General features: G+C 71.1%; 9 protein-coding genes. 4 read left to right on the top strand and 5 right to left on the bottom strand.

All coding sequences use genetic code 11. The features are described from left to right. From P1P70_RS28470 to P1P70_RS28460, 3 genes are all read left to right on the top strand, one after another. Nucleotides 1-806, top strand: an 806-nt coding sequence (locus P1P70_RS28470; protein ID WP_319242675.1) for an alpha/beta hydrolase family protein, incomplete at its 5' end; no start/stop codon positions are given. 122 nt (nucleotides 807-928) lie between these two features. Continuing rightward, nucleotides 929-2,161, top strand: a complete 1,233-nt coding sequence (locus P1P70_RS28465; RefSeq protein ID WP_319242673.1) for a helix-turn-helix domain-containing protein — start codon at nucleotides 929-931, stop codon at nucleotides 2,159-2,161. Nucleotides 2,162-2,298: 137 nt separating this feature from the next. After that, the gene (locus P1P70_RS28460) at nucleotides 2,299-2,940 is read left to right on the top strand and encodes a cutinase family protein (RefSeq protein ID WP_319242671.1); all 642 of its coding nucleotides are present in this window, start codon (nucleotides 2,299-2,301) and stop codon (nucleotides 2,938-2,940) included. 77 nt (nucleotides 2,941-3,017) lie between these two features. On the opposite strand, the gene P1P70_RS28455 is transcribed toward P1P70_RS28460, so the two are convergent. The 3 genes from P1P70_RS28455 to P1P70_RS28445 form a co-directional block, all read right to left on the bottom strand. After that, nucleotides 3,018-4,748 (bottom strand): hypothetical protein, encoded by a 1,731-nt coding sequence (locus tag P1P70_RS28455; protein WP_319242669.1) that lies wholly within the window; start codon nucleotides 4,746-4,748, stop codon nucleotides 3,018-3,020. A gap of 110 nt (nucleotides 4,749-4,858) precedes the next feature. Next, a complete protein-coding gene (locus P1P70_RS28450; RefSeq protein WP_319242668.1) occupies nucleotides 4,859-5,461 on the bottom strand; it encodes a hypothetical protein in 603 nt (200 codons plus the stop codon). A 34-nt stretch (nucleotides 5,462-5,495) separates the two neighbouring features. Beyond that, nucleotides 5,496-6,521, bottom strand: coding sequence for a pectate lyase (locus P1P70_RS28445; RefSeq protein WP_319242666.1), 1,026 nt, complete (start codon nucleotides 6,519-6,521; stop codon nucleotides 5,496-5,498). Between the two features lie 164 nt (nucleotides 6,522-6,685). Between P1P70_RS28445 and P1P70_RS28440 the strand changes: the two genes are divergently transcribed. Beyond that, entirely contained in the window at nucleotides 6,686-9,886 is a 3,201-nt protein-coding gene (locus P1P70_RS28440; RefSeq protein WP_319242664.1) for a glycoside hydrolase, read from the top strand. 108 nt (nucleotides 9,887-9,994) lie between these two features. Here the strand turns inward: P1P70_RS28440 and P1P70_RS28435 are convergent, their stop codons facing one another. Beyond that, a complete protein-coding gene (locus P1P70_RS28435; RefSeq protein ID WP_319242677.1) occupies nucleotides 9,995-11,602 on the bottom strand; it encodes a cellulase family glycosylhydrolase in 1,608 nt (535 codons plus the stop codon). 180 nt (nucleotides 11,603-11,782) lie between these two features. Next, nucleotides 11,783-13,936, bottom strand: coding sequence for a glycoside hydrolase family 127 protein (locus tag P1P70_RS28430; RefSeq protein ID WP_319242662.1), 2,154 nt, complete (start codon nucleotides 13,934-13,936; stop codon nucleotides 11,783-11,785). Nucleotides 13,937-13,992: the final 56 nt, after the last annotated feature.

Here is a 13,992-nt window from a genome sequence, read left to right as displayed (position 1 = left end):
ACGTCTCCCTCCCCTCCGCCGCCCTGGGCCGCAGCGCCCCGGTGCGGCTGATCCTCCCCTCCTCCTTCGACGCGCAGCCAAACCGGACGTATCCCGTGCTGTACCTCCTCCATGGCGCGCACGACGACCACACGTCATGGACCCGGGAGACGGACATCGAGGCCTTCACGGCGGGCCGGGAGCTGATCGTGGCGATGCCGGACGCGGGACCGACCGGCATCCCCACCGCCTGGCGCAGCGGCCCGGACTACGAGACGTTCCAGGTCGAGGAGGTCCCGGCGCTGCTCGCCCGGCAGTACCGGGCGTCCGGGGTCCGGGTGGTCGCCGGTGTCTCTACGGGCGGCTACGGGGCCATGGCGCACGCGGCACGCCACCCGGGGAGGTTCGCCGCGGCGGCCTCGTACAGCGGCATCCTCGACACCATGGCGCCCGGGGTGCCGAACCTGATGGAAGCCATCGTGTCCCGCGAGAACCTGGCGCCCCGGTCGCTGTGGGGCAGCCCGGTCCTGAACCTGCTCACCTGGCGGGACTTCAACCCGCGTTCCCGGGCGGCGGGGCTGCGCGGCACCCCCCTGTACGTGTCGAGCGGCAGCGGAGTGGTCGGCGGTGTCGGCGACTGGCTGCCCGAGGCGCTGGAGAGCCTGCTCTGGCCGTCCGCCCACGCGTTCACGGACACGCTCGCGTCGCTCCGGGTGCCGGTGACGACCCACTTCTACGCGGGCGGAGGGCACGGCTGGGCCTACTGGAAGCGGGAGTTCGGCACATCGTGGCCGATGCTCGCCGGTGCGCTGGGGGTGCCGGCGTGAGGCCGGTGCCGTCGGGGCACGGAACGGAGCGCAGGGCACGTCCGTCGAACCCTGGACTTGTCCCTCGCCCCACGGGCGTCAGCCCGCGGGTGAGCCGCTTCCGGGTGAAAGGAGGGTCCGCCGTGGCTGCCCCCGTCCCGCCGTACGGCGTACCGAACGGTCCCGGCACCGCCCCGGTGCCGCCCGAACTGGTCACACTGCTGCGCGAACACCTGAAGGATGTCGCCGACCAGGTGGAGGAGGAGGTGTGCAGACAGGTCCCGGAGTACGCCTCCCGGTCGCTCGACGGAGCGAGCCGCGCACTGCTCAGATCGGGGGTCGTGCAGGCGCTCACCCTGTTCGTCGACCACATCGCCGATCCGCGCGGCCGGGGAGACTCGATCACCGCGATCTATCACGAGCTGGGGCGTGGCGAGGCGTTGGAGGGCCACAGCCTCGAAACACTGCAGTCCGCGCTGCGGGTCGGAGGGCTGCACGCCTGGCGGCTGCTGGGCCGCACGACGGAGGAGCTCGGGTTGGACTCCTCGGTCATGGCCAGACTGGGTGAACTGGCGTTCCGGACGGTGCACGAGGTGGCCGAGGCCGCGGCGGCGGGGTACGCGGAGGGGCAGCTGCGCAGCACGGACGAGCTGGAACGGCGCCGAGGGCGGCTGCTCGCCCTGTTGCTGGGCGAGAGGCCGGTGTTGCCGGAGGCGGTGCGTGACCTGGCGCACGGCGCCCGGTGGTCCGTGCCGACGCACGTCGCGGTCGTCGTCCTCGCGGCCTCGCCCGACCGGCGGGAGGAGCGGCCGTTGGCCGCCGCCGGGGCGCTGGTGGACATGGAGTCCCGGCCACCACGGATGCTCGTGCCCGACCCGGACGGCTCGGGCGGCTTCGGCGGCCGGGCGTTCACGCTCGCACTGCGGGGGCGGCCGGCCGCGATCGGGCCGTCGGTTCCGCTCACGGAGGCCGCCCGTTCGCTGCGCTGGGCCACCCGGGCGCTCGGGTTGATGGGGCGCGGCATCCTGCCCCGGCAGGGCGTGGTGCGCTGCGCGGACCATCTGTCGACCCTGCTGCTGCACAGCGACGAACCGATGCTCGACCACCTCCGGTCTCAGGTGCTGGCCCCGCTGGACTCGGTCGCCGAGGGGCCGCGCGGCCGGCTCGCCGAGACCCTGCTGGCGTGGCTGCTCGGCGGCAGCAACGTGCCCGATGTCGCCGCCCGCCTCCACATCCACCCGCAGACGGTCCGCTACCGCCTGCGGCAGCTGGAGAAGCTCTTCGGCGAGGCCCTGCACGACCCCGGTGCCCGGCTGGACCTCATCCTCGCCCTGCGGGCGGAGGCTGTGCGTGACGACGACACATTCACCGAATAAAGTCGTCGACTCACCTCGGCGCAAAAACAAAAGCGATTTTTGAATTCTCGTCCATAACACCCGGTCCGGCAGAGCGAATATCTTCGGGACGTCCTTTTCCACAGGCGCTCCACGCGCCCCACCCTCAAAGGATCCCCATGCGCATCCGCTTGTGCCTCGCCGCGCTCTCGTTGGCCGGCGGGGCCGGACTGGCCACCGTCTCGGCACCCACGGCCACGGCCGCGGCCTGCACGGACATCGACGTCGTCTCAGCTCGCGGCACGTTCGAGCCGGGCACGCTCGGCTTCATCGTCGGCGACCCCGTGTATTCGGCGCTGCAGAAGAAACTCACGGGCAAATCCCTGTCCAGCTACAGGGTGAACTATCCCGCGGACCTTTCCCTCACCTCGGCCGCGCAGGGAAACGCGGACCTGGTGAACCATGTCAGGAGCCAGGCCGCCGCCTGCCCGAACCAGCGTTTTATTCTGGTCGGCTATTCGCAGGGCGCCAATGTCGTCGACAACTCCATCGGCATCAGCAGCGCCGGCGCGGTGGTCGGCAGCCCCATCGTGGCCACCATTCCCGCCGCGCTCGAACCGAAGGTCTCCTCGGTGCTGCTGTTCGGCAACCCGATCCGGGCCCTGGGCAAGAGCGTCACGGGCACCTACCAGAGCCGCACCATCGACTTCTGCGCGGCCGGTGACCCGGTCTGCGAGAACGGCGGGGGCGACACGGGCGCGCACCTGAGCTACCGGGCGAACGCGGACGCGGCGGCGGCCTTCGCCGCGACCAAGGTCTGACCGACGCCCCGCACGGAGGCGAAGGGCCCGGGATGGATCGGAGATCCTCCCGGGCCCTTCTTCCATGGGGGCGATGGCTACTCGGTGTTCCGCGTGAACTCCGTGAGACTCCTGGAGACGGGTTCGGGACGGCCGTCGTTCTGGACGGGCGCGGCGGTCAGCACGTCCAGGTGCTGGTAGCCGTCGGCGACCACCGGGTCCAGGTCGGCCGGGACGCGGCCCGCGAGCAGTCCGTCGCCCGCCAGGACGGTGAGCGTCGGGTTGGCGGTGAGGCCGTCCGGGTGGACGACGAGGCGCTTCACCTGGGGCGAGGTGGCGAGTTGGAGGTCGGTGACCAGCTTGGTGGGGAAGTACTGCTCGGTGAAGTCCAGCGGTTGCTGGGCCATACTGCGGGCCAGTTCCTGGATGTCGGTGACCTCCTTGCCCGCGCCGGTGAACGGGGTTCCGTCCGCCGAGCGGTGGCCGGGATCGTCGGGGTCGCCGACGCGGTCGTAGTTGCGCCAGGTGTAGAGCGGGCCGCCCGGCCGGTCGGGGATGGCCTTGTACTCGCTGCCGAACAGCGCCGGTTGTGCGGTGCTCCCGTTGGCGACGGGGAAGTTCTTGTCGGCGATCGGCCCGCCGTCGAAGAAGCCCACGCTGCTCTGGAGGAACGCCAGCGGCACGGAGTGGTCGTCCATCAGCGCGCCGAGGACCGCCTCGTTGGTGAGCCGGAAGTCCTTCACCGCCGGTGAGCCGGAGAGGAAGGTGGCGGTGTCCTCGGAGAACAGGAAGCGGTTGGTGACCTCGATGTTGGTGTTGAGGGGCAGATAGCCGGGCAGGGTGGCCTCGCCGTCCGGGTCCTGCAGCGCGCCCAGGCCGGCGATGGCCAGCAGGGTCATCATCTCGGGGTTGAGGAGCACGGGCGCGGACAGGGTGCGGGAAAGGAGCCCGCTGTCGAGCCCGGCCTGTACGGCGCCGTAGCCGAGGCCGATGTCGGGCAGGTTGGTGTCGTCCGGGATGCTGCCGCTGAGGTCCGCGAGCGAGGTGGAGACGGTGGTGTCGAGGGCGAAGTAACCGGCGCACTGGCGGTGTCCGGCGTCGGCCGTGGTGGTCCGGTCGCCGTCGAAGTCGGCGGTCGCGAAGTACCCGGTGATGACTCCGCCGAGCGAGTGCCCGCCGCACAGCACCTTCTCCTTGCGCACCCGCTGGTCGGGCAGTTCGGCGGTGAGCAGGTCGTACTGGTCGCGGACGGTCCGTTCGATCCCGAGCTTCGCCATCCAGCCGAGGGCGCCGTTGCCGACGTAGCCGTCGAAGGTGCGGCCCTCGACCTGCTTGTCCCGGTAGTAGTAGTCGACTGCCGTGTGCTGGTCGCCGGAGGCCACGCCGGTGCGGTCCTCCAGGCAGTTGGAGCGCCGGTCGAGGGCCCAGAACTCGATGTGCCGGCCCTGTTCGGCGGCTCGGGCGACGGTGTTGCGGGCGACGCTGTCGAAGGCGCCCGCGCCTTCCAGGATGCCGGGCTGGGCGACGAGGATCCGGTCCGCGTCGGCCGAGGCCGCGGGCCCGTCGGCGGATCGGTAGCGCAGGTACGACAGCCAGTCGCACGCCGCCGGTCGCGCTCCGAAGGACGCCGGCAGGGGCGCCCTCACCCGGACCAGCGTCTCGGTCACCCCGTCGACGGGGCTCGTCGACGCGACGGCCGTCTCGGTGCGCGCGCTCTCGCCCCGGGCGTCCGGGGCGGCGCCGGTGACCGCCCCGACGGTCAGCAGCACCGCCAGCGCGGCACTGCGCAGTGGTCGTGAGGTCTTTCCTCTGCTGTGACTCGTGTTCATGCTGGGACGGTAGGACCGCGAACGCGGCCCGACCGCCCCGTGCTCACAACAACGCAGCTACCGCCCGCGCCTTTGTCACCGGGCACCAACTGCCGTGACTGTCACGGGAGTCAGAGCCCGTCGCTCACCATCGCGGAGACGATCCGGACGTGCCGGTCGGCCGCCGTGCCGGAGAACTCGTTGTCGTAGTTGAGCCCGTACGGCCAGAAGTGGCCGCCCCCGGTGGAGATCTTCGCGTTCGCCCCGTCGTACTGCCGGACCAGTGCGGTGGCCCGCGTGCCGGTCCAGGTGCCGCTGCCGCCCAGCCGTGACCAGCCCGCGCTGGTGCCGACGCCTATGGTGTGCGCGATCTCGTGCAGCGCGGTCCGCTCGTTCATGTAGCTGCGGTTGGAGCCGAAGCGGATGGTTCCGTTGATGTTGCCGTCGGCGGTGGGGACGCCCGGCTCGTAGCGGACGGTGATGGTCTTGCCGAGGTCGCTGAGGTTGTTGTACCGGGCGACGGCCGCGTTCATGGCGGCCGTGATGGTGGCGTACGCCGACTGCTGGTCCTGGGTCGGGTTGCTCGCCCGGACGAGGGTCCAGGTGATGGTGGCGGCCGCCGCCCGCTCACCGGGCACGGGACCGGCCTGCGGGGTCGCCTGCGCGACACCGGGTCCGGCGAGCAGTACGGCCGCGAGGGCGGCCATGACCACCTTCCTGCGCGGTGCGTTCATGGGCTCTCCTGTTTTCCGTGGGGGGGTGGGGAGTTCAAGCACCGAGCTTTCCGGTGCCTGCCCCGGCCCGTACGAGGGCCGGGACGTCTGCGGCGGGGTCCAGCGTGTAGGCGTAGTACGTGCGGGGTTCGACGACCGTGCCGTTGGTCTCGCACGTGCCGGAGCCGTTGAAGACGTTGTTGCGCTGGATCAGTCGGCCCGGTCCCGAGGCGTCGTAGCCGCTCGCGGAATAGCAGGGGTGGGGGACGCCCTCGAAGTGGTTGCCCTCGACGACGACGCCCGCGTTCATCGTCGAGGCGACGCCGTAGATGGCGTTGCCCTTGTAGTAGTTGTTGTAGACGTGCACCGGCTCGCCGAACCGGACCCGGGGGTGCCGCTGCCGTGAGCCGTCGAAGAAGTTGTGGTGGACGGACACCTTCAACTTCCCTGTGTCCTGGCTGCCGTTGCCGTCGGAGTGCCCGAGCAGCATGCTCTTGTCGGTCTTGTTGAACCAGTTCCAGGAGACGGTGACGTACTCGGCGGCGCGGACCACGTCGACCGCGCCGTCGAGCGGGGCGACGAACTCGTTGTGGTCGATCCAGATGTGGTGGGACTCCCGGCCCACGCTGATGGCGTCGTCCTCGGCGTTGGTGAACTTGATGTTCCGCACGATGACGTTGAAGGAGCGGTAGAACTCCAGGCCGCCGCCGTCGATGACCGCCGAGGAACCGACCCCGATGATGGTCTTGTTCGGGCGGACGCCCTGTTTGCTGGTGATGTCGATCGTGCCCTGGACCCTGATGACCAGCGGGCCCGTGGTGTCGATGTACTGCAGGAACTGCTCGGTGGTGGTGGCGGTGACGGTGGGTCCGCCGGCCCCGCCGGTGGTGCCGTTCTGTCCGAGCGCGTTGACGGCGGCGAAGCCGGTGGGGGACGTCTCCGCGAGCGGAGCCGGCCGCGCGTCGGCGGCCGTTCCGGCTTCGACGGGCGCGGCCTCGACCGGCGCGGCCTCGACGGGCGTGGCCGCTGCGAGCAGCAGAGCGAGCGTGAGTGCGGAAAGCGTGCGTGACGACGACCTCATGTGGTTCCTCCCGGGACGAGTGGGGGACGTTCCTGGGTCCTGCGAATTCATGTGAATCCGTGCACACAAGGGCTAGAAAGCGCTTTCAGTTTCCTGAATGCTAAGCACGTGTTTTGGGCATGTCAACGAGATCGCGTTCGCCTCTGTGTTGTGGAAGGAGTGTCGTGACCCCACGACATCGCATCGCCCGGGCTCTGGCAGCCACGGTCCCCCTGGTACTCGGCGCGGGCCTCGTGGCCGCGCCCCCGGCGGGCGCGGCCACGTCGGTCCCGGCGGCGCAGGCGGCGCAGGCGGCGCCGAGCGCGGTCACCGTGCGGATCGACCCGTCGTACCGGCAGCAGGAGTTCGAGGGCTGGGGCACCAGCCTCGTCTGGTTCGCCAACGCCACGGGCAAGTACCCGGAGCCCATCCGAAGACGGCTCGTCGACATGCTGTTCGGCGAGGACGGCCTCGGGCTCACCATCGCCCGCTACAACATCGGCGGCGGCAACGCCCCTGACGTCCGCAAGGACTACATGAAGGCCGGCGCCACCATGGACGGCTTCTGGAAGGCCCCCGAGGGCACCACCCGGCAGGACATGGAGTGGTGGGACCCGAACGACCCCGACCACTGGGACTGGGACGCCGACCAGGGCCAGCGCTGGTGGGTGGACCAGATCAAGGACAAGGTCGACACCTGGGAGGCGTTCAGCAACTCGCCGCCCTGGTTCCAGACCGTCAGCGGCTATGTCTCCGGCGGCTTCGACGCGAACACGGACCAGATCCGTGCCGACCGCGTCGACGAGTTCGCCACGTACCTGGTGCGCGTCACCGAGGAGCTGGAGAAGCGGCACGGCATCGACTTCGACACCATCGCCCCGCTGAACGAGCCCAACACCAACTACTGGGGCACCCAGATCGGCGCGAACGGCCAGCCCACCGGTGGCCGTCAGGAGGGCGCGCACGCGGGCCCCGCGCTCCAGCAGAAGGTCGTCCTCGCGCTCGACAAGGCGCTGGAAGGGGCCGGCACCGACGCCGAGATCTCCGCGATGGACGAGACCAACCCCACGATCTTCACCCAGAACTGGAACGCGTACGACGCCTCCGCGCGGGCGGCGCTCCCCCAGCTGAACGTGCACACCTACGGCACCGGGATGCGCACCAGCGCCCGTGACATCGCCAAGGGCGCGGACAAGAAGCTGTGGATGAGCGAGGTCGAGGGCACCTGGGGCACCGGCACCGACTTCACCGGCATGGAGCCCGGCCTCGGGATCGCCACCCGCATGGTCGACGACATGCGGGAACTGGAGCCCTCCGCCTGGGTGTTCTGGCAGCCGATCGAGGACTCGATCCCCCAGGCCGCCGCCGGCAAGAACTGGGGCAGCATCCACGTGCCGTTCAACTGCACGGCCTCGGACACCCTGGAGACCTGCCCGGTCCGGGCCAACTCCAAGTTCCACACCATCCGCAACTTCACCCACCACATCCGTCCCGGCGACCGCTTCGTGAAGGTCGACGACCCCTCCAGCGTGGCCGCCGTCAGGAAGTCCGGTCGCGCGGCCTCCGTGGTCCACGTCAACAGCGGCACGACCGGGCGTTCCGTCACCCTCGACCTCTCGCGCTTCGGCAAGGTCTCCTCCCGCGCCACCGTCACGCCCGTCGTGACGAGCGCCGACGGGGCCCTCGTCGAGGGCACGCCGGTCCGGGTGAAGGACCGTGCCGCCACCCTCGACGTGCCGGCCAAGTCCGTCACCACCTTCCTGGTCGACGGCGTCAGCGGGGTGGCGAAGGACGCCGCCCTCGTCCAGCCCGACCACGTGTACCGGCTCCAGGGCGCCCAGAGCGGCAAGTCGCTCACCCCGTCGGAGGACGGCACCGGCGTCGTCATCCGCACCGCCGACGCCGCGAACGCCCGGCAGTTGTGGTCCGTCGAGAAGCTGACCCCGGGCCGCGACAACCGCGAGCGGTACGCCCTCACCAACGCCGGCACCGGCGGGCGGCTCGCCGTCCGTGACAACCAGGCCGTGCTGGAGGACCCGACCGACGGCGAGGTCCCCGCGGCCGCCCAGTGGATCATGTCGACCACGGGCGACGGCAGTTGGACCTTCGTCAACGCCGCCACCGGCCGCCTCGTCGACATCACCGGGAACTCCTCGGCGGACGGCGCCAAGGTGTCGACGTACACCCCGACCTCGGCCTCGAACCAGCGCTTCACGGTGAGCGACGAGACCGTGCTGCGCACCGAACGGGCCGAGGCGTTCACCGTCCCCGGGCTGCGGCCGAAGCTGCCGGAGACGGTGGTTCCGGTGTTTCGGGACGGCGCCCGCGGCAGCCTGCCCGTCGTGTGGGAGCTGCCGTCGGACCGGAAGTGGCGCAAGCCCGGGACGGTCCGTGTGACGGGTGAGGCGACCGACGCCCTCGGCCGGAAGCATCCCGCGCGGGCCCTCGTCACCGTCGACACGATCGCCTCGACGCTGCCCGCCCGCGCCAAGACGTACGTGGGCGGCGCGCCCGAGCTGCCGTCGACGGTCGTCGGCGTCGGCCGGCACGGTGGCCGGACCACCCTCCCGGTGAGCTGGGACGCGGCGCCCGAGGGGGCGTTCGACGAGGCGGGGGTGGTGACCCTGTCGGGCAGCGCCGAGGTCGTCGGCGGCGGCACGGCCGAGGCGACGGTACGGGTCCAGGTCACCGAGGCGACGCAGAGCAACATCGCGACCGACCCGAAGGTCTCCGTGGGCGCCACCTACACCGAGAGCGGCTACTCCGCCGAGCGGCTGCGCAACGGCACCACCGAGGAGAAGGCCTGGTCCAACTGGCGGTCGGGCACCAAGAACCCGTCCGACACCATCACCTTCGGTCTGCCGAAGGCCCGCGACCTCACCCGGGTCGTCGCCCACTTCCACCGCGACGGAACCAACGTCTCCTTCCCGGAGAGCCTGAAGGTGCAGGTGCGGGCCACCGAGAACGGTCCGTGGACGGACGCGGGCGACCCCGTCGCGGTCGGCACCGAGGGCACCCCCGTCATCGACGTCCCCCTCGACGCGGGCCCGGTGACCGGTGTGCGCGTGGTCATGACGGCGCGGCCGGGCGGCTACATCACCCTGGGCGAGATCGAGGTGTTCGCCAAGAGCCCCGGCGTCTCCTCGGACGCCGCCGCCACCGCCGTCGAGGTCGCCGGCCGGCCGGTCAGGTCCTTCGACCCCGACACCACCGCCTACCGGGTGGCGACCGACGACCCGGGCCGGGCGAAGGTCACCGCGACGGCGCGCGATCCGTACGCGACCGTCGCGGTGGACCGCGTCGGACGGACGACCGCCGTCGTCACGGTGACGAGCGAGGACGGCTCACGGACCCGGGCGTACCGGATCACGCTCGTACGACGCTGAACGTGACCGGCGGGGGCCGCGAGCAGGCCCCCGCCGGTCACCTCGCGAGGAACGGTCACCTGGCAGGACCGGGCGCCTCGCAAGAACGGTCAGCCGACCAGGCGATGGTCAACTGGTCGCGCAGCTGGCTCCATTGAGGGTGAAGGCCGTCGGCGCGGTGTTGGTGGTGCCCTTGCTCCCGACGAACCCGACCGTCACGGACCCCGCGGCCGGGATGGTGGAGGTGTAGGAGGCGGGCTTCACGCTCACCGCACCCCCGCTCTGGGTGGCGGTCCCGCCCCACATGTTGGTGATCGTCTGGCCGTCGGCGAAGGTGAAGGCGAGGGTCCAGCCGCTGACGGCGGTGGTGCCGGTGTTGCGGACGACGATCTCGCCCTGGAAGCCGCCCGGCCACTCGTTGGTGGCGCGGTAGGTCACCGAGCAGTTCCCGGTGGGCGTGCCGCCGCCCTCGTCCGTCGTGACGTTCACGGTCGCCGAGCGCGCCGACCGGTTCCCGGCGGCGTCCCGGGCGTAGACGGCGAAGGTGTACGCCGTGTCTGCGGTGAGGCCGGTCAGGGTGACGGAGTTGGTGGTGGAGGCGGCGAGCTTGGTCTCGGTGGAGCCGCTGACCCGGACGATGTCGTAGCCGGTGACGCCGACGTTGTCGGTGGCGGCGGTCCAGGAGAGCGTGGCGGAGGTCGCCGTCACCGCCGAGGCGGCCGGGGTGCCGGGGGTTGTCGGTGCCTGGGTGTCCCCGGGGGTGCCGCCGCCGAAGACCGTGGCCTCCTTCGCCGTCTGCGCGATGCCGTTGGCGCCGTTGAAGATGCGCTGGCCCCAGGCGCTGAGCCGCGTCGGGTCGAAGCCGATCGACAGGTCGAGGATCGGGTCGGTGTTGCCGCTCCACGACCAGGCCAGATAGCCGAGGTCCAGCCGCGCGGCGGCGGCCATCATGGTGTCCTCGTCGGGGTCGCCCCACTGGTCGGCCGGTCCGCCGAACTCGCCGATGAGGAGGGGCAGTCCGGCGTTCACGAAGGCGCCGAGGTAGTCGTTGATCTCGGCCGCCGTGTCGAACACGCTGTACATGTGGATCGAGAAGATCAGGTTGCCGGTGGTGTCGGCGTCGTACACGGACTGGGCGTTGGCGCGCATGACGCCCTGCCAGTCCTGGCCCCAGTTCGGCGCGTCCACCATGATCGTGTGCTGGAAGCCGGCGGCCCGCAGCTTCTGCACGGCGGCCTTGGTGGGGGCGGTCCAGCCCTCGGGGTTGGTGTTGCCCCAGGGCTCGTTGCCGATGTTGACGATGACGTAGTCCTCCTCGCCGGCGAGGACGTCCTTGAGCCCGATCCAGTAGTCGGCGGCGTGGTCGAGCGTGCCGGCGGCGGCCTCCTCGCCGTACCCGGTGGTGTCGTGCACCTCCAGGACGCAGATGAGCCGGTTGGCCTTGCACTGGGCGACGACGTTCGCCACGTCGGCGGGGCTGTTCTTCGTCCAGCGGTGTCCGTCGGAGAGGACGACGCGGACGGTGTTGGCGCCGAGCGCCTTGATGTCGGCCAGCGACTGTGTCTCGCCCGGGTACCAGGTGTGGGCGTGGTTGACGCCGCGCATCACGAAGTCGTTGCCGTTGGCCTCCAGCAGTCGACCGTCGCTGATGTGCAGGCCGGTGGCGCGGACGTCGGCGGCCGACTGGGCGAGGGCGACGGCCGGGGCGAGGACGCCGAGGAGGGTGAGCGCGATCATGCTCGCGAGGCCGGCCAGGAGCGTGCTCAGGGGATTTCTTCCAGTTCTCACTGCGACTCCAGGTGGGGGTGGGCGCCGAGAAGGTCAGGCACAAGAAGGTGGGGGTGCCGAGGAGATAGAGCGATGGGAGCGCTCCCATGAACCCATCTCGCCCCGTACACGTCAACCCTTCGCGCGCGGTCAGCGGCGAAGACCGGCCCGGACCGCAGCGGCGACGACCGCGTCCCGCTCGGCGGCGGTGAACCGTCCCTCGGAGACCCACGCGTCGGCCAGCGCACGCACCGCCCCCACGAAGGCCTCGGAGGTCGCGAAGGGCGCCCGGGCCCAGAGCACGTCGAGGAAGGTCAGCCCGTCCCCACGGCTCCGGTTCGGGACCCCGGAGCCGGCCGTACCGAACACCACCACCGGCTCCGAGCGCCGGAAGTAGGCGTGGTAGCGGAGGTCGTTCCCGGCGTGGAACGGCGCGAGGGTGAGCCCGTGCGTGGTGAAGTGCAGCGGCCTGCCCTCGGGGCGGACGGCGTCGGCGAGATCGCCGCGCAGGGTGAAGTCCTTGTAGAAGGAGAAGCTGCGGAACCCGGTCTCCGCGCTCTGCGCGACCAGCAGCAATGGGCCGAAGAACACCGACTGGACCGTGGGGTCGTCCGGGGTCCGCTCCACCCGCAGCCGGTACGGCGCGGAGATCCCGACCCGGTCACCACGCCGCCAGTCCCGGCTCAGCGACAGATACGACCCGGGCACGGCCTCGACCTGCTGCCGCACCCCGTTGACCGTCACGGTGAACCCGGCCGTGGCCCAGGACGGCACCCGCAGTCTCAGATCGAGCCTGCCCCCGCCCTCGCGGAAGATCAGGGTGCGCACGCCCTCCGCCGGATAGGTGCTCGTCTGCTCGACGACGAGGCCGCGCTCCGGCCACCGCAGGGTCGAGGCGAGGTACAGGTTCACGTACAGCGCGCTGCCGTCGGCGGAGCGGAAGTACACCGAGTCCTGGTACTTGGTGTGGTTCTCCATGCCGGTGCCGCCGCAGCAGGTGCCGGTGTTGCCGTACTCGCGCACGACGCCCGGACCCATCCCCACGAAGTAGGTGACCTCCGGACTGCTCGTGCTCGCGGTGTCCCGGCGGGAGGCGAGGATGTGGTTGGTCAGCCCCCGCTCGTAGTAGTCCATCCGGGCCGCGTCCGGCTCCCGGAAGAACAGCTGCCGGCTCAGTTTGAGCATGTTGTAGGTCGCGCAGGTCTCGGCGTTCTTGTCGTCCAGCGTGGCCGCGACGGCGTTCCGGGCCTTGAACATCTCGCCCTGCCCGGTACCGCCCAGGCTGTAGGTCCGGGGACCGACGACCATGTCCCAGAAGTTGCGCGCCGCCTCGGCGTACCGCTCCTCCCCCGTCTCGTCGAACAGCCGCAGGTACCCGGTGAACTGCGGGATGTGCTGGTTGGCGTGGCGCCCGTCGAGGACGTCCCGGTCCTGGGCGCAGGCGTCGAGCAGCGCGGTGTTGTCGAAGCAGCGGGCGGCGGCCAGGTGTTCGGGCTTGCCGGTGAGGGCGTACAGGTCGGCCATCACCTCGTTCATGCCGCCGTACTCGCCGGCGATGTAGATGGACCACATGCGCTCCAACTGCGCCCTGGGCAGCCCGCCGAGCCTGCTGTGCACCCAGTCGCCCATCTTCGCGGCGATGGTCAGGGCCTGGGCGTTCCCCGCCAGGGTGTGGGCGTCGAGCAGCCCCCGCATGATCTTGTGGCAGGTGTAGTACGGCGCCCAGATGGTCGGGTACGTGGTGTAGCTCTCCAGCAGGATGAACTGTGTCTCCGGGTACGCCGCGAGAAAGCCGGGGTGGCTGGGCCTCGGCGTACCGCGCTCGGCCAGAGCGGCCTGGCACTCCCCCAACGCGGCGACCAGATAGTCCAGTTTGGTCTTGAGGGCGGACTCGCGGGTGTCCGCGTACGCCTGGGCGACGAGCGTGAGGAAGTGACCTCCGTAGTGGCCGCGCAGGTTGCCGTCGGAGGTCTCCCAGCCGCCGGGCGGCCGGGCCCCCCGGGTGTCGAGTCCGGCGTTCGCGCGGAAGACGGCGAGGATGCGGTCGGCCGGGTAGGACCGGGCGTAGTTCAGCATCAGGTCGCGCTTGGCGCGGAACACGCCGTTGCCGAGGGTGACCCGGTCCAGCGGGAAGGGGTGCACCGACCAGGTGGGCGGGGTGGGCAGCGGTGCCGTGGGTGCCTGGGCCGCGATCTCGGTGACCGGGGCGGCGTGTGCGAGCGAGGTGGCCTGCGCGAGCGGACCGGCGGCTGCCGCGCCTGCGGCCAGGCTCAACAGCCTTCGCCGGGTGGGGGGTTGGGACATGCTCTCGACTCCGATCTTCTCTTGTTCGACGGGTGGAGGCTGTGGGGGATGTGGGG

It is taken from the genome of Streptomyces sp. MB09-02B (genome assembly GCF_033794485.1).
Classification (GTDB): Bacteria; Actinomycetota; Actinomycetes; order Streptomycetales; family Streptomycetaceae; genus Streptomyces.
The sequence above is the reverse complement of the archived record's forward strand: the minus strand, read 5'-3'. Positions and strand labels throughout refer to the sequence as shown.

Bases quoted from the DNA above. Each gene is read 5' to 3' on its own strand.
- P1P70_RS28460 (WP_319242671.1), top strand. From the start codon at position 2,299: ATGCGCATCCGCTTGTGCCTCGCCGCGCTCTCGTTGGCCGGCGGGGCC.
- P1P70_RS28455 (WP_319242669.1), bottom strand. From the start codon at position 4,748: ATGAACACGAGTCACAGCAGAGGAAAGACCTCACGACCACTGCGCAGT.
- P1P70_RS28450 (WP_319242668.1), bottom strand. From the start codon at position 5,461: ATGAACGCACCGCGCAGGAAGGTGGTCATGGCCGCCCTCGCGGCCGTA.
- P1P70_RS28445 (WP_319242666.1), bottom strand. From the start codon at position 6,521: ATGAGGTCGTCGTCACGCACGCTTTCCGCACTCACGCTCGCTCTGCTG.
- P1P70_RS28435 (WP_319242677.1), bottom strand. From the start codon at position 11,602: ATGATCGCGCTCACCCTCCTCGGCGTCCTCGCCCCGGCCGTCGCCCTC.
- P1P70_RS28430 (WP_319242662.1), bottom strand. From the start codon at position 13,936: ATGTCCCAACCCCCCACCCGGCGAAGGCTGTTGAGCCTGGCCGCAGGC.